Source organism: Streptococcus sp. OH4692_COT-348 (genome assembly GCF_003859975.1).
In the GTDB taxonomy this organism is placed as follows: Bacteria; Bacillota; Bacilli; order Lactobacillales; family Streptococcaceae; genus Streptococcus.
Genome location: NZ_RQZB01000008.1, coordinates 35426 through 50961, shown reverse-complemented (window position 1 = coordinate 50961; position 15536 = coordinate 35426). Strand labels below are relative to the sequence as shown.

The following is a 15536-nucleotide window of genomic DNA, read 5'->3' as shown; positions in this document are numbered from 1 at the left end:
GGAATAGCTATGAAAAAACAATTAATGAGAAGTGGGCGTGACAAAAAGATCGCGGGTGTTTGTGCCGGTGTGGCTCATTATCTAGATATGGATCCAACTATCGTTCGAGTCATTTGGGGTGTCCTTGCTTGCTGTTACGGAGCGGGAATTATAGCTTATATCATTTTATGGATTATTGCACCGGTATCAACTGACTATTGAAAACTAGTTGAATTCATGCTAAGATAATAGAAAATAGAATGTAATGAAGGAGAGAAAAATGGCATTTGGAGATAATGGAAATCGTAAAAAAACCTTGTTTGAGAAATTAACTTTAATTATCGTTGTTATTATGCTTTTAGCAAGTATTTTGGGTATTTTTGCAACTGCAATTGGTGCCCTTAGTAATCTATAAAATAGATTCAAGAAAATTTTGTGACTGGGATTTCCCAGCCCTTTTTTAAAGTGAGAAGAAAAAATGAGTATGTTTTTAGATACAGCCAAGATTAAGGTTAAGGCTGGTAATGGTGGCGATGGCATGGTTGCCTTTCGCCGTGAAAAATATGTCCCTAATGGCGGTCCTTGGGGCGGTGATGGTGGTCGTGGAGGCAATGTGGTCTTCGTTGTAGATGAAGGACTACGTACCTTGATGGATTTCCGCTACAATCGCCATTTCAAGGCTGATTCTGGTGAAAAAGGGATGACCAAAGGGATGCATGGTCGTGGTGCTGATGACCTTAGAGTTCGAGTGCCACAAGGTACGACTGTTCGTGATGCAGAGACTGGCAAGGTTTTGACAGATTTGATAGAACACGGGCAAGAATTTATCGTTGCTCACGGTGGACGTGGTGGACGTGGAAATATCCGCTTTGCGACACCAAAAAATCCTGCACCTGAAATCTCTGAAAATGGAGAACCAGGTCAGGAACGTGAATTACAGTTAGAACTTAAAATCCTTGCGGATGTCGGTTTAGTAGGTTTCCCATCTGTAGGGAAATCAACACTTTTAAGTGTTATTACCTCAGCTAAACCTAAAATTGGTGCCTACCACTTTACAACTATTGTGCCAAATTTAGGTATGGTTCGTACCCAATCGGGTGAATCTTTTGCAGTAGCTGATCTACCAGGATTGATTGAAGGTGCTAGTCAAGGTGTTGGTTTAGGAACCCAGTTCCTCCGTCACATCGAGCGTACACGTGTCATCCTTCATATCATTGATATGTCAGCTAGCGAAGGCCGTGCCCCTTATGAGGACTATCTAGCTATCAATAAAGAGCTGGAGTCATACAATCTTCGTCTCATGGAGCGTCCGCAGATTATTGTAGCCAATAAGATGGACATGCCTGAAAGTCAGGAAAATCTTGAAGAATTCAAGAAAAAATTGGCTGAAAACTACGATGAATTTGAAGAGTTACCAGCAATCTTCCCAATTTCTGGTTTGACCAAGCAAGGTCTGGCAACTCTCTTGGATGCTACAGCTGAATTGTTAGACAAGACACCAGAATTCTTGCTCTATGACGAGTCAGATATGGAAGAAGAAGCTTACTATGGATTTGATGAGGAAGAAAAAGCCTTTGAAATTAGTCGTGATGACGATGCCACATGGCTACTTTCTGGTGAAAAACTCATGAAACTCTTTAACATGACCAACTTTGATCGTGACGAATCAGTCATGAAATTTGCCCGCCAGCTTCGTGGTATGGGGGTTGATGAAGCCCTTCGTGCGCGTGGTGCTAAGGATGGGGACTTGGTCCGCATTGGTAAATTTGAGTTTGAATTTGTAGACTAGGAGACTGGTATGGGAGATAAACCGATATCTTTCCGAGATGCGGATGGCAATTTCGTTTCCGCCGCAGACCTTTGGAATGAAAAGAAATTGGAAGAACTATTTAATCGTCTCAATCCAAATCGTGCCCTGAGATTGGCACGAACCAAAAAAGACAATCCACCTCAGTAAAATAGATAAAAAGATTCCGTGTCAAATGAGACACGGAATTTTCTTATTCTTCAAAGAAAAATGGTGGAGCGAATTTTTTCAGTTCTTCAAAGCATTTTTGAGCAGCTTCTGCATCTTCACAGATGACAAGACATACATCATCGCCACAGAGGGTAGCGATAGCGTCGGGGAAGCTCAAAGCATCAATGATAGAACCAAAGGATTGAGCAAGTCCAGGAAGGGTTTTTAGCAGGACTTGATGTTGAACTGGGCGCATCAAGACAAGAGCATCTTCCATGTAAATTTCGAGACGTTTTTCCCATTTTGAGATAGAACCTGTATTGAGCACGTAGTAAGAATTGTCTTCTTCTCGTACTTTTGAGAGGTTCATACTTTTAATATCTCTCGAAAGTGTAGCTTGTGTAACTTGAATATCATTATCGGCAAGAAGAGCTTGTAGCTCAGCTTGAGTATGGATCTTGTTTTTCGTTACAAGAGCTCGTATGAGTTGGTGTCGGTGTTCGGATTTGTTCATAAAATATTACTCCTTGTACAAGGTACAGAAAGCGTGGACTGAACGAGATCGTCAGTCGGGTGGTAAGCGGTATTGTCACGTATGATGATTTTAAAGTCAGTAGTATAAAGAACTATACGGAGAAAATCTCCTTCTTTTAACTTGTCACTAGTTGGGTACAGATGAATTGGCTGTCTATTCCTTCATCAGCATGGTTGTTCTCTACTAACAGTGAATCATTCAATTTTGGTAGCATTTGTCACGGCTTGTTGTGAATTTATACTAAATGTCAATTCACAGAGATTGACCAACATGTGGTGTGGTAGCGTGTATGATAGAGGGTCACACATGTTGGTTATGGGGCGGTATCTTTTGTTCAAACTCCAGTTATGGGCTTATCACAAGTCCTTCTTTGAGAGTGAATTTGATACTAAGTTTATGTTTCCTTAGACTGTTCAAGTGGAAATAGTTCCATATTGAACAGTCTGATATATTATACCTTTTGACAAGGTAGGATAAGAGTAGACTGTTCAAGATCAACAGTTAGGTGGTAAGCGGTGTTGTCACGTATGGTGATTTCAAAGTCAGTAGTATAGAGGACTAAACGGAGAGTGTCTCCTTCTTTTAACTTGTAAATAGTCGGTTGCAGTTCAAACTGGATATCCATCCATTCATCTGCAGTAATATCCTCTACTAACAGTAAATCATTTCTATTTTGCAAATTGAGATAGCCTTTTGTCACGACTCGTTGTTCATTTGGTCTAAATGGTAATTCACATAGATTTTCCAACATGTGGTAGCGACCATTGTCAATGGTTCTAGCACTTAAAACAGCTGGATAAGGTTGTAGGTATTTCTTTTGACCATGTTCCAGTAATTGGGCAGATAAGAGCCCCTTGTTTGTGCTGGATTTGATACGAAGATTGAGCTGAGCTCGACCGTTCAAGTGAAGATCTTTGGTCACAGGAAGGTCAATGGTGATTTGATTGGCTTTCCCTTGATAGAGTTCTGTATTGAAGGATTGGTATGTCTTACCATAACGATCAAAATCCTTATCTAAGTACTGGTTTTGAATAACTTGCTCTTCTTGACCAAGTGCGAAGGTTTCTGAGCTTTCTTGATTACCGAAATCAGAAAGAATCTGCCAAGTATGAGGAGCGGTATTGTCCTGCCAGATAACGGTTGGAAGTTGAAAATCTATATCTAGCCCCAATAATTTCTTAGTCAATAAGGCATTCATGGATTCACGAAAGTCAATGGACTGCCAATTGTTCATATAAACATGGGCACCATTATGGAAAAAGAGATGCTTATTAATATAATCAGGAAGAGCATGAAACATCTGGTAAACATGAAGTGGTTTGACATTCCAATCCTGAGAACCATGAGTAAAGACAACCTCTGCTTTTACCTTATGGGCATTGAGAAGATAGTTGCGGTCATGCCAAAACTGATTGTAGTCACCAGACTTGCGATCCAGTTGCTCTTTTACTTTTTCTAAATCAGCTTGGTGAGCTTCGTTACTACGAATATAGTCGCCAGCCAAGAGATTACGAGAGTAGGTTAGTTCAGCAAGAGAGTCAAAGTCCTCCCCTGGATATCCACCTGGGCTAGTCACCAGACCGTTTTCACGATAGTAATTGTACCATGAAGAAATGCCTGCCTCGGCAATAATGACTTCTAACCCATCGACTCCTGTAGTTGCAAGACCATTGGACATGGTACCTAGATAGGAAAGTCCAGTTGTGGCAACTTTTCCATTTGACCAGTCAGCCTTGACTTGACGCAGGCGCGTGTGGTCAGTGAAGGCTCGGCAACGACCATTGAGCCAATCAATGACATTTTTATAGGCTTCGATTTGCTGGTAGTCCCCATTAGTCATGAAACCAGTGGAGTCTTTGGTACCAACACCTGAGACATAGAGATTAGCAAACCCTCGTGGAAGGAAGTAGTCGTTGAGTGTATAGCTAGCGTTGATGTGTGTCAGCTTTTCTTCAGCTTCTGACACTAGCTCAGCTTGACCTTGAGGTTGGACGAGATTGAGTTGAGGTTCCTCTAGCTCGATCTTGTGAGCAGGTTTTACTTCAAGCTCACCCTCCATCTTGTATAGAGCCTTGTCACTAGCCTTATCATTTGTTCCCTGATGATAGGGACTTGCAGTCATGATAGCAGGGATTTGCCCTTCATAACGAGGACGAATAATGCTGACCTTGACTAAGTCTGGTAGCCCTTTTTGGTTAGTATCGACACGAGTCTCAACGTAAACAACTTCACGAATGACATCATGGCTAGAAAAAGTAGCTAAACTCTTGCCGTTAAAGTAGTGATAGTCATTATCCTCAGGAATAAGACCGTCGCTGACAAGTTGGTCGATAAGAGTGTTCCCCTTTTTGGTGCGAGTATTGAGTAACTGATAGAAATTTTCAATCAAGTCACCATATACAATGGGAAAACCAGTCTCTTTACGAAAAACATCACTGTCTTCAAAGTCAACCAAGTAAGAAAAACCTAAGAGTTGAAAGGCTACAGTATAGAAAATATCTGCAGTCAACTCTCTGTCTGACTGACAAAAAGTCAGAAAGTCAGTGTCCTTATCTATCGAGATTGTAGATAGAGCATAGTCGGTATTGGAGTAAGTAAAAAAACTCCAACGAATGAAGTGTTCAAACTGCTTTTTTGAAGGCAGATGTGGTGTTAGATTTAGCCCTAGCTTTTCCAATTCATTTAACAATTGCGAACTAGAAAATGCTAGATAGCTGAATTGATTAAAATGCATAGTATTCTCCTTTGAAAAAACACTAAATTTATTATATCAAAAAAATGGGAAAAATGGAATAAATAAACCCTAATGAAATAAATTTCAAAATATAGTATAGATTTACTGTTACTTATGATAATTTACAGTAAATAAAATATAAAATATAGTCATGTTTAAAGATTTACAAAGAACAAAAGAATATATATGTTTGTCTTATTATTCTTTATATGGTATAAAAATGTTTTGAATTTTTATTTAAAACATAATAATATAAAAATAGGTTAATCTTTGCAGAATCTGTTTTATACTACTGTTTAGAATTGGATAAGGATAATCAGTTTGTACTTAATGGACTGATTAAGAAATATGGGGTGTAAAATGGTATAATAGAAATATATCAAAATAGGAGAGGTGAGTTCATGATTGCACAACTTGACACCAAAACAGTTTATAGTTTTATGGGAAGTGTAGTTTCGATTGAAAAATATGTACAAATAGCTAAAAACTATGGTTATTCTCACCTTGCTATTATGGATGTGGATAATCTCTATGGAGCCTATCATTTTTTAGAAGTGACTCGAAAATATGGAATCCAACCTCTAATTGGTCTTGAAATGACCTTGATTATAGACGAGAAGGAGATCTCTTTTCGTTTTCTAGCTCTATCTACTAAGGGTTACCAAGAGTTGATGAAGTTATCCACTTTAAAAATGACGGGACGAAAAAATTGGTCTGACTTTACTAGTCACCTTGAGGATGTTGCTGTTATTGTTTCTTATTTTGATGGAATCAATCAGCTGGATTTAGGCCATGATTATTTTATTGGGGTTAGTCCCGATACTCACCAAGAAGTCTTTACCAAACCGATTCTTCCACTGTATCAGGTCAACTCTTTTGAGAAAGAAGACATACAGGTTTTGCAAATCTTGTCGGCAGTCAAAGGTAATATCAGTCTGAGAGAAGTGGATGTGCATTCACAACCAGGGCTCTTTCTACCAGCCTCAGATTTAGAAGCTCGGTTTAAAAATCGCTTCCCTCAGGCGCTTGCCAATCTCCAAGGTTTGATAGGGAATGTTAGCTACCAACTTGATCCAAGTTTAAAACTCCCTCGCTTTAACCCTGAAAGGCCTGCAGTAGAAGAACTTAGAGAGAGGGCTGAGCAGGGACTGATAGTCAAGGGGCTAACCTCAGGTCTTTATCAAAAGCGTTTAAATGAAGAGTTGGCTGTGATTCATGATATGGGCTTTGATGACTATTTCCTAGTTGTTTGGGATTTATTGCGTTTTGGACGTTCCCAAGGCTACTATATGGGAATGGGACGCGGTTCTGCTGTGGGTAGTTTGGTCGCCTACTCACTTGATATCACAGGGATTGATCCAGTAGAGAAAAATCTGATTTTTGAACGTTTCCTCAATCGTGAACGATATACCATGCCTGATATTGATATTGACATTCCAGACCTTTATAGACCAGAGTTCATTCGTTATGTTCGTGATCGGTATGGCAGTCAACACGTGGCGCAGATTGTCACTTATTCGACCTTTGGAGCAAAACAGGCAATTCGTGATGTTTTCAAACGCTATGGTGTTCCAGAGTACGAATTAACAAATATTACGAAAAAAATCAGTTTTCGAGATACGCTAACGACGGCCTATGAAAAGAATTTGCAATTTAGACAGGTCATAAATAGTAAGATTGAGTACCAAAAAGCTTTTGATATTGCTCGAAAGATTGAAGGTTATCCTCGTCAGACCTCTATCCATGCGGCAGGAGTCGTTATGAGTGACCAAGACTTGACAGACTATATTCCTCTAAAATATGGTGAGGATATGCTCATCACCCAGTATGATGCTCATGGTGTTGAAGCTAATGGACTTCTAAAAATGGATTTTCTTGGTTTACGTAACCTGACTTTCGTACAAAAAATGCAAGAATTACTTGCGGAGTCAGAGGGTGTTCATCTCAAAATCGAAGAGATTGATCTGGAAGATAAAGAAACCTTGGCTCTCTTTGCAGCTGGAAATACGAAAGGGATTTTCCAATTTGAACAATCTGGAGCCATTCGACTCTTGAAACGGGTCAAACCACAAGTCTTTGAAGAAGTGGTGGCAACAACATCCCTTAACAGACCAGGTGCTAGTGATTATATCGATAATTTTGTGGCTCGCAAGAATGGCAAAGAAAAAGTGACGGTGCTAGATCCTTCCTTGGAGGACATCCTGTCATCAACTTACGGTATCATGCTCTATCAAGAGCAAGTTATGCAGGTAGCTCAGCGCTTTGGAGGATTCAGTCTTGGTAAAGCCGACATTCTCAGACGTGCCATGGGTAAGAAAAATGCTAAAGAGATGCATTTGATGAAGGAAGATTTTATCACTGGTGCAGTTAAACTCGGTCATTCAAAAGAGAAAGCTAACCAAGTTTTTACAGTGATGGAAAAGTTTGCAGGTTATGGATTTAATAGATCCCACGCCTATGCTTACTCAGCACTGGCATTCCAACTTGCTTATTTCAAGACGCACTATCCTGCTATTTTCTTTCAAGTCATGTTGAATTATTCAAGTAATGATTATATTGTAGATGCATTGCAGATGGGATTTGAAGTGGCACCTTTGGCGATTAATAGTATTCCCTATCATGATAAGATTGTTCAAAAGAAAATTTACCTAGGTTTGAAAGCGATTAAGGGGATGCCAAGAGATTTTTCTTATTGGATTATTGAAAACCGTCCTTTCTCAAGTATTGAAGATTTCGTCACGCGTCTTCCTAAGAATTACAAGAAACTTTCACTTTTGACGCCTTTAGTTGAATTGGGGCTCTTTGATGAATTTGACAAAAATCGTCAGAAGATTTTAGTGAATCTACCTAACTTATTTGTTTTCGTTGAGGAGTTGGGTGGGCTCTTTGCAGATACAAATTATAGTTGGACTGAGGCTGATGATTTAACAGAGGCAGAGAAGTTTAACAAGGAACAAGAACTGATTGGAGTAGGTATCAGTGCTCATCCTCTACAAACTCTCGCTAAACAATCCCTATATCCGACAACCCCAATTGCTAATCTTATTGAGGGAGCAAATGCAACTCTTCTAGTTGAAGTGCAAAAAATAAAAGTTATTCGAACTAAAAAAGGCGAGAATATGGCCTTTCTACAGGTTCACGACAGTAAGTCTCGGATGGATGTTACAGTATTTTCAGACCAGTATCGAAAATTTGCCTCTCTCCTATCTGAAGGAAAATTCTACTACATCAACGGTAAGATTCAATCAAGAGATGACCGTCTGCAAATGATTGCACAAGATTTGAAAGAAGCAGTGGCTGAACGATTCTGGATTCAGGTTAAAAATCATGAATATGATAAAGAAATTTCAAATATCCTAGACCAGTATAAAGGCTCAATCCCAGTCATCATCAGGTATGAAGAGGAACAGAAAACAATTGTTTCTTCCCAATATTTTGTGACTAAATCCAATGAATTAGAAGCGAAATTGGATAAAATTGCTATGAAAACGATTTATCACTAAAATTACGGAAAATAGAAGAATTTTCCATTTAAATGTGATATAATCAGTAGGAATGTTAAAAGAAAAAGGAGCATAAACTAAATGAAACGTATTGCTGTTTTGACTAGTGGTGGAGACGCCCCTGGTATGAACGCTGCCATCCGCGCAGTTGTTCGTCAAGCAATTTCAGAAGGAATGGAAGTTTTTGGTATCTATGATGGATATGCTGGAATGGTTGCTGGTGAAATTCATCCCCTAGATGCTGCTTCAGTAGGAGACATCATTTCTCGTGGTGGTACATTCCTTCACTCTGCTCGTTACCCAGAGTTCGCTCAACTTGAAGGGCAACTTAAAGGAATTGAGCAATTGAAAAAACACGGGATTGAAGGTGTAGTTGTTATCGGTGGTGACGGATCTTACCACGGTGCTATGCGTTTGACTGAACATGGCTTCCCAGCTATCGGTCTTCCAGGTACAATCGATAACGATATCGTTGGTACTGACTTCACAATCGGTTTTGACACAGCGGTTACAACTGCTATGGATGCTATCGATAAGATTCGTGATACATCATCAAGTCACCGTCGTACTTTTGTTATCGAAGTTATGGGACGTAACGCTGGTGATATCGCTCTTTGGGCTGGTATTGCAACAGGTGCTGATGAAATCATCATTCCTGAAGAAGGATTCAAGATTGAAGATATCGTAGAGAGCATTAAATGTGGTTATGAGTGTGGTAAAAAACACAATATCATCGTTTTGGCAGAAGGTGTGATGTCAGCAGCTGAATTTGGTCAAAAACTTAAAGAAGCTGGCGATACAAGTGATCTTCGTGTAACAGAACTTGGACATATTCAACGTGGTGGTTCTCCAACTGCGCGTGATCGTGTATTGGCGTCACGTATGGGTGCGCATGCTGTTAAACTTCTTAAAGAAGGTATCGGTGGTGTTGCGGTTGGTATCCGTAATGAGAAAATGGTTGAAAACCCAATTCTTGGTACAGCAGAAGAGGGAGCATTGTTTAGCCTCACTGCAGATGGTAAGATTGTGGTTAACAATCCTCATAAAGCAGACCTTGAGCTATCTAACTTGAATAAGAACTTGTCATAAAAAATTAGTTAATAAGACCAAAAAGGTCATTTATATAAAGGAGTCACAAAATCATGAACAAACGTGTAAAAATCGTTGCAACTTTGGGTCCTGCGGTTGAAATCCGTGGTGGTAAAAAATATGGTGAAGATGGATACTGGAGTGGAAAACTGGATGTTGAAGCTTCAGCTAAAAACATTGCTAAATTGATTGAAGCTGGTGCTAATACATTCCGTTTCAACTTCTCACACGGTGACCACCAAGAACAAGGTGACCGTATGGCAACTGTTAAACTTGCTGAAAAACTTGCAGGTAAAAAAGTTGGTTTCCTTCTTGATACTAAAGGACCAGAAATCCGTACAGAATTGTTCGAAGGAGATGCAAAAGAATACTCTTACACAACTGGTGAAAAAATTCGTGTTGCAACTAAACAAGGAATTCAATCAACTCGTGAAGTAATTGCATTGAACGTCGCTGGTTCACTTGATATCTATGACGATGTTGAAGTTGGACGTCAAGTATTAATTGACGATGGTAAACTTGGTCTTCGTGTAGTTGCTAAAGATGATGCGACTCGTGAATTTGAAGTTGAAGTTGAAAATGACGGTGTAATCGCTAAACAAAAAGGTGTTAATATCCCTAACACTAAAATTCCTTTCCCAGCTCTTGCTGAACGTGATAATGATGACATCCGCTTTGGTCTTGAACAAGGTATCAACTTTATTGCGATTTCATTTGTACGTACTGCAAAAGACGTTGAAGAAGTTCGTGCAATCTGTAAAGAGACTGGAAACGGACACGTTCAATTGTTTGCTAAAATTGAAAACCAACAAGGTATCGACAACTTGGATGAAATCATCGAAGCTGCTGATGGTATCATGATTGCTCGTGGTGACATGGGTATCGAAGTACCGTACGAAATGGTTCCAGTTTACCAAAAAATGATCATCAAGAAAGTTAATGCTGCTGGTAAAGTTGTTATCACTGCAACAAACATGCTTGAAACAATGACTGAAAAACCTCGTGCAACTCGTTCAGAAGTATCAGACGTTTTCAACGCTGTTATCGATGGAACTGACGCTACAATGCTTTCAGGTGAGTCTGCAAATGGTAAATATCCACTTGAGTCAGTAACTACAATGGCTACAATTGACAAGAACGCTCAAACTCTTCTTAACGAATACGGTCGTTTGAACTCAGATTCATTCGAACGTAACTCTAAGACAGAAGTAATGGCTTCAGCTGTTAAAGATGCTACTAACTCAATGGACATTAAATTGGTTGTAACACTTACTAAGACTGGACACACTGCACGTTTGATCTCTAAATATCGTCCAAATGCTGATATCTTGGCATTGACATTCGACGAATTGACAGAACGTGGATTGATGTTGAACTGGGGTGTTATCCCAATGTTGACAGATGCTCCATCTTCAACTGATGATATGTTCGAAATTGCTGAACGTAAAGCAGTTGAAGCAGGTCTTGTACAATCAGGTGACGATATCGTCATCGTAGCTGGTGTACCAGTTGGAGAAGCTGTTCGTACAAACACAATGCGTATCCGCACTGTACGTTAATCTGACATTAAAAAGCCTATCATATCAAGTTTTATAGCTTGTGTGATAGGTCTTTTTTGTATTAGGGGGCAAAAAGGGGATGATTTTAATAAGAGCAATGGGAAAATATTAAAATTTATGGTATAATAGACTGGAAAGACCTTTTTAGAAATTTTGAAAGAGTACTAAAAATTAAAAATGAGAAAAATTGTTATCAATGGTGGCTTGTCCCTGCAAGGTGAGATTACCATTAGTGGTGCAAAAAATAGTGTTGTAGCTTTGATTCCAGCTATTATCTTGGCAGATGATGTTGTGACTTTGGATTGTGTACCAGATATTTCCGATGTTGCTAGTCTTGTCGAAATTATGGAGTTAATGGGGGCTACTGTTAAGAGATATGACGATGTGTTAGAGATTGATCCAAGAGGTGTTCAAAATATTCCAATGCCATATGGAAAGATCAATAGTCTTCGTGCATCTTATTATTTTTATGGAAGTCTTTTAGGTCGCTTTGGTGAAGCCACTGTTGGCTTACCTGGTGGATGTGATTTGGGCCCTCGTCCTATTGATTTACACCTTAAGGCTTTTGAAGCTATGGGTGCCACTGTTAGCTACGAGGGAGATAACATGAAGTTATCTGCTAAAGATACAGGACTTCATGGAGCAAGTATTTACATGGATACGGTTAGCGTGGGTGCGACGATAAATACGATGATTGCTGCTGTTAAAGCAAATGGTCGTACGATTATTGAAAATGCAGCCCGTGAACCTGAGATTATTGACGTTGCGACACTTTTGAATAATATGGGAGCCCATATCCGTGGTGCTGGGACCAATATCATCATTATTGATGGTGTTGAAAGATTACATGGAACTCGTCATCAGGTGATTCCAGACCGTATTGAAGCGGGAACATACATTTCCTTAGCTGCTGCAGTCGGTAAGGGAATTCGTATCAACAATGTATTATACGAACACTTAGAAGGATTCATCGCTAAGTTGGAAGAGATGGGTGTGAGAATGACTGTATCTGAAGACAGTATTTTTGTCGAAGAACAGTCTAATTTGAAAGCAATCAATATTAAGACAGCACCTTATCCTGGTTTTGCTACTGACTTGCAACAACCAATTACTCCACTCTTGTTAACAGCGGAGGGGCGTGGTACCATTATTGATACCATTTATGAAAAACGAGTAAACCATGTTTTTGAACTAGCAAAGATGGATGCAGATATTACGACTACAAACGACCATATCATATATACTGGTGGACGTAGTTTACGTGGAGCAAATGTAAAAGCTACTGACCTTAGAGCTGGGGCCGCACTTGTCATTGCTGGTTTGATGGCTGAAGGTAAAACTGAAATTACAAATATTGAGTTCATCTTACGTGGTTATTCTGATATTATTGAAAAATTACGTAATCTAGGAGCGGATATTACACTTGTTGAAGAATAAACCGTAGAGGTGTTTATGAATATTTGGACCAAATTAGCAATGTTTTCTTTTTTTGAAACGGATCGCTTGTATTTGCGTCCTTTCTTTTTTAGTGATAGTAAGGACTTCCATGAGATAGCTTCAAATCCAGAAAATTTACAATTCATTTTTCCAAGTCAAGCTAGTCCAGAAGAAAGTCAATATGCACTGGCCAATTATTTTATGAAGGCTCCTTTAGGGGTATGGGCTATTTGTGATAAGAAAACTGAAAAAATGATTGGTTCAATTAAGTTTGAAAAGCTAGATGAAATAAAAAAAGAAGCAGAACTTGGTTATTTTTTGAGAAAAGATTCATGGTCTAAAGGTTTTATGACAGAAGTTGTTAAAAAACTTTGCCAACTTTCTTTTGGGGAATTTGGTTTAAAACAATTATCCATCATTACCCACCTTGAAAATGAAGCTAGCCAACGGGTTGCTCTTAAGTCTGGATTTCGATTGATTCGTCAGTTTAAAGGAAGTGATCGCTATACAAAGAAAATGCGTGATTATCTTGAGTTTCGCTTTGTAAAGGGAGAAATTAATGAGTAAACACCAAGAAATTCTAAGCTATTTGGAAGAATTACCCGTTGGTAAAAGAGTCAGTGTTCGAAGTATTTCCAACCATCTAGGAGTCAGTGATGGAACGGCTTATCGGGCCATTAAAGAAGCTGAAAATCGTGGAATTGTAGAGACTCGTCCAAGAAGTGGTACTATCCGTGTTAAATCTCAGAAAGTTGCTATCGAAAGATTAACATTTGCAGAAATTGCAGAAGTGACTTCTTCTGAGGTTTTGGCTGGGCAAGAAGGTTTAGAGAGAGAATTTAGTAAGTTTTCAATCGGTGCCATGACTGAGCAAAATATCTTATCTTATCTCCATGATGGGGGACTCTTGATTGTCGGAGATCGAACCCGTATTCAGTTGTTAGCCTTGGAAAATGAAAATGCAGTTCTAGTTACAGGTGGATTTCAGGTCCATGATGATGTGCTTAAACTGGCCAATCAAAAAGGAATTCCAGTTCTGAGAAGTAAGCATGACACATTCACCGTCGCGACCATGATCAATAAAGCCTTGTCAAATGTTCAAATTAAAACAGATATTTTGACAGTTGAGAAACTTTATCGCCCTTGTCACGAATATGGATTTCTAAGAGAGACTGACACTGTTAAAGATTATTTGGACTTGGTACGTAAGAATCGTAGCAGTCGTTTCCCTGTTATTAATCAACATCAGGTTGTTGTTGGAATTGTAACCATGAGAGACGCTGGTGATAAGTCACCAAGTACGACAATTGATAAGGTCATGTCTCGTAGTCTATTTTTGGTTGGATTATCGACAAATATTGCCAATGTGAGTCAACGGATGATTGCAGAAGACTTTGAAATGGTACCGGTTGTTCGAAATAATCAAACATTGCTTGGAGTTGTGACACGACGAGATGTCATGGAGAAGATGAGTCGTTCCCAAGTTTCTGCTCTACCTACTTTTTCTGAGCAGATTGGTCAAAAACTTTCTTATCACCATGATGAAGTAGTCATTACAGTGGAACCCTTTATGTTAGAGAAGAATGGTGTTTTGGCTAATGGTGTATTGGCAGAAATTCTGACCCACATGACCCAAGATTTAGTTGTTAATAGTGGACGTAATCTCATCATTGAGCAGATGCTAATCTACTTTTTGCAGGCTGTTCAGATAGATGATATACTGCGCATTCAAGCACGCATTATCCACCATACTAGACGGTCAGCTATTATTGATTACGATATTTATCATGGTCATCAGATTGTTTCAAAAGCAAATGTAACCGTTAAAATTAATTAGAAACTAGGAGAAAAAATGATAACATTAAAATCAGCTCGTGAAATCGAAGCTATGGATAAGGCCGGTGATTTTTTAGCAAGTATCCATATTGGCTTGCGTGATTTGATTAAGCCTGGCGTAGATATGTGGGAAGTTGAAGAATACGTTCGCCGTCGTTGTAAGGAAGAAAATTTCCTTCCGCTTCAGATTGGAGTTGACGGTGCAATGATGGACTATCCTTATGCTACCTGTTGCTCTCTTAATGATGAAGTAGCTCATGCTTTCCCTCGTCACTATATCTTGAAAGATGGTGATTTGCTCAAAGTTGATATGGTTTTGGGAGGTCCAATTGCTAAATCTGACCTGAATGTCTCAAAATTAAACTTCAACAATGTGGAACAAATGAAGAAATACACTCAGAGCTATTCTGGTGGTCTTGCAGACTCATGTTGGGCTTATGCTGTCGGTACACCGTCCGAAGAAGTGAAAAACTTGATGGATGTAACTAAAGAAGCTATGTACAAGGGTATTGAGCAAGCTGTTGTTGGAAATCGTATCGGTGATATTGGAGCAGCTATTCAAGAATATGCTGAAAGTCGTGGATACGGTGTAGTGCGTGATTTGGTTGGTCATGGTGTTGGTCCAACTATGCATGAAGAACCAATGGTTCCTAACTATGGTATTGCTGGTCGTGGGCTTCGTCTCCGTGAAGGAATGGTATTGACTATTGAACCGATGATCAATACAGGTGACTGGGAAATTGATACAGATATGAAAACTGGCTGGGCGCATAAGACCATTGACGGTGGATTGTCATGTCAGTATGAACACCAATTTGTGATTACTAAAGATGGTCCTGTTATCTTGACTAGTCAAGGTGAAGAAGGGACTTATTAAAATAACTAAAGGCAGATTGAAGAAAAAGTT

Annotated in this window: 13 protein-coding genes; 11 read left to right on the top strand and 2 right to left on the bottom strand. The window is 39.3% G+C overall.

Features of this window, described 5'->3' with window-relative positions; genetic code table 11:
• Positions 1–24 precede the first annotated feature (24 nt).
• The 4 genes from EII37_RS06045 (at position 25) to EII37_RS06030 (ending at position 1936) form a co-directional block, all read left to right on the top strand.
• A complete protein-coding gene (locus tag EII37_RS06045) occupies positions 25–201 on the top strand; it encodes a PspC domain-containing protein (RefSeq protein WP_124787940.1) in 177 nt (58 codons plus the stop codon).
• A 58-nt stretch (positions 202–259) separates the two neighbouring features.
• A complete protein-coding gene (locus EII37_RS06040; protein ID WP_033683525.1) occupies positions 260–394 on the top strand; it encodes a DUF4044 domain-containing protein in 135 nt (44 codons plus the stop codon).
• A gap of 63 nt (positions 395–457) precedes the next feature.
• Positions 458–1768 (top strand): GTPase ObgE, encoded by a 1311-nt coding sequence (obgE, locus tag EII37_RS06035; protein ID WP_124787939.1) that lies wholly within the window; start codon positions 458–460, stop codon positions 1766–1768.
• A 9-nt stretch (positions 1769–1777) separates the two neighbouring features.
• Positions 1778–1936 (top strand): hypothetical protein, encoded by a 159-nt coding sequence (locus EII37_RS06030; protein WP_124787938.1) that lies wholly within the window; start codon positions 1778–1780, stop codon positions 1934–1936.
• Positions 1937–1979: 43 nt separating this feature from the next.
• On the opposite strand, the gene EII37_RS06025 is transcribed toward EII37_RS06030, so the two are convergent.
• Together EII37_RS06025 and EII37_RS06020 are read right to left on the bottom strand one after the other, a co-directional pair.
• Positions 1980–2450: an arginine repressor gene (locus EII37_RS06025; RefSeq protein WP_001043026.1), complete on the bottom strand. Its 471-nt coding sequence runs from the start codon at positions 2448–2450 to the stop codon at positions 1980–1982.
• A 472-nt stretch (positions 2451–2922) separates the two neighbouring features.
• Positions 2923–5205, bottom strand: coding sequence for a Xaa-Pro dipeptidyl-peptidase (locus EII37_RS06020; RefSeq protein WP_124787937.1), 2283 nt, complete (start codon positions 5203–5205; stop codon positions 2923–2925).
• A 401-nt stretch (positions 5206–5606) separates the two neighbouring features.
• Between EII37_RS06020 and EII37_RS06015 the strand changes: the two genes are divergently transcribed.
• From EII37_RS06015 to EII37_RS05985, 7 genes are all read left to right on the top strand, one after another.
• Positions 5607–8708 (top strand): DNA polymerase III subunit alpha, encoded by a 3102-nt coding sequence (locus EII37_RS06015; RefSeq protein WP_124787936.1) that lies wholly within the window; start codon positions 5607–5609, stop codon positions 8706–8708.
• Positions 8709–8789: 81 nt separating this feature from the next.
• Positions 8790–9797 carry a 6-phosphofructokinase gene (pfkA, locus tag EII37_RS06010; protein ID WP_124787935.1) on the top strand — a complete coding sequence of 336 codons (1008 nt, stop codon included), beginning with the start codon at positions 8790–8792 and terminating at the stop codon, positions 9795–9797.
• A 53-nt stretch (positions 9798–9850) separates the two neighbouring features.
• Positions 9851–11356 (top strand): pyruvate kinase, encoded by a 1506-nt coding sequence (gene pyk / locus EII37_RS06005; protein WP_124787934.1) that lies wholly within the window; start codon positions 9851–9853, stop codon positions 11354–11356.
• 177 nt (positions 11357–11533) lie between these two features.
• On the top strand, positions 11534–12793 hold the full coding sequence (locus tag EII37_RS06000; protein ID WP_124787933.1) for a UDP-N-acetylglucosamine 1-carboxyvinyltransferase: 1260 nt from the start codon (positions 11534–11536) through the stop codon (positions 12791–12793).
• Between the two features lie 15 nt (positions 12794–12808).
• Positions 12809–13360 (top strand): GNAT family N-acetyltransferase, encoded by a 552-nt coding sequence (locus tag EII37_RS05995; protein ID WP_070482709.1) that lies wholly within the window; start codon positions 12809–12811, stop codon positions 13358–13360.
• Positions 13353–14630, top strand: coding sequence for a CBS-HotDog domain-containing transcription factor SpxR (gene spxR, locus EII37_RS05990; protein WP_049552520.1), 1278 nt, complete (start codon positions 13353–13355; stop codon positions 14628–14630). Before EII37_RS05995 ends, spxR begins: the two co-directional genes overlap by 8 nt.
• 15 nt (positions 14631–14645) lie before the next feature.
• Entirely contained in the window at positions 14646–15506 is an 861-nt protein-coding gene (locus tag EII37_RS05985; protein WP_000631543.1) for a methionyl aminopeptidase, read from the top strand.
• Positions 15507–15536: the final 30 nt, after the last annotated feature.

Coding starts and splice junctions, on each gene's coding strand:
- pfkA (WP_124787935.1), top strand. CDS start 8,790: ATGAAACGTATTGCTGTTTTGACTAGTGGTGGAGACGCCCCTGGTATG.
- EII37_RS05985 (WP_000631543.1), top strand. CDS start 14,646: ATGATAACATTAAAATCAGCTCGTGAAATCGAAGCTATGGATAAGGCC.
- EII37_RS06040 (WP_033683525.1), top strand. CDS start 260: ATGGCATTTGGAGATAATGGAAATCGTAAAAAAACCTTGTTTGAGAAA.
- pyk (WP_124787934.1), top strand. CDS start 9,851: ATGAACAAACGTGTAAAAATCGTTGCAACTTTGGGTCCTGCGGTTGAA.
- EII37_RS06045 (WP_124787940.1), top strand. CDS start 25: ATGAGAAGTGGGCGTGACAAAAAGATCGCGGGTGTTTGTGCCGGTGTG.
- EII37_RS06015 (WP_124787936.1), top strand. CDS start 5,607: ATGATTGCACAACTTGACACCAAAACAGTTTATAGTTTTATGGGAAGT.
- EII37_RS05995 (WP_070482709.1), top strand. CDS start 12,809: ATGAATATTTGGACCAAATTAGCAATGTTTTCTTTTTTTGAAACGGAT.
- EII37_RS06025 (WP_001043026.1), bottom strand. CDS start 2,450: ATGAACAAATCCGAACACCGACACCAACTCATACGAGCTCTTGTAACG.
- spxR (WP_049552520.1), top strand. CDS start 13,353: ATGAGTAAACACCAAGAAATTCTAAGCTATTTGGAAGAATTACCCGTT.
- EII37_RS06020 (WP_124787937.1), bottom strand. CDS start 5,205: ATGCATTTTAATCAATTCAGCTATCTAGCATTTTCTAGTTCGCAATTG.
- obgE (WP_124787939.1), top strand. CDS start 458: ATGAGTATGTTTTTAGATACAGCCAAGATTAAGGTTAAGGCTGGTAAT.
- EII37_RS06000 (WP_124787933.1), top strand. CDS start 11,534: ATGAGAAAAATTGTTATCAATGGTGGCTTGTCCCTGCAAGGTGAGATT.
- EII37_RS06030 (WP_124787938.1), top strand. CDS start 1,778: ATGGGAGATAAACCGATATCTTTCCGAGATGCGGATGGCAATTTCGTT.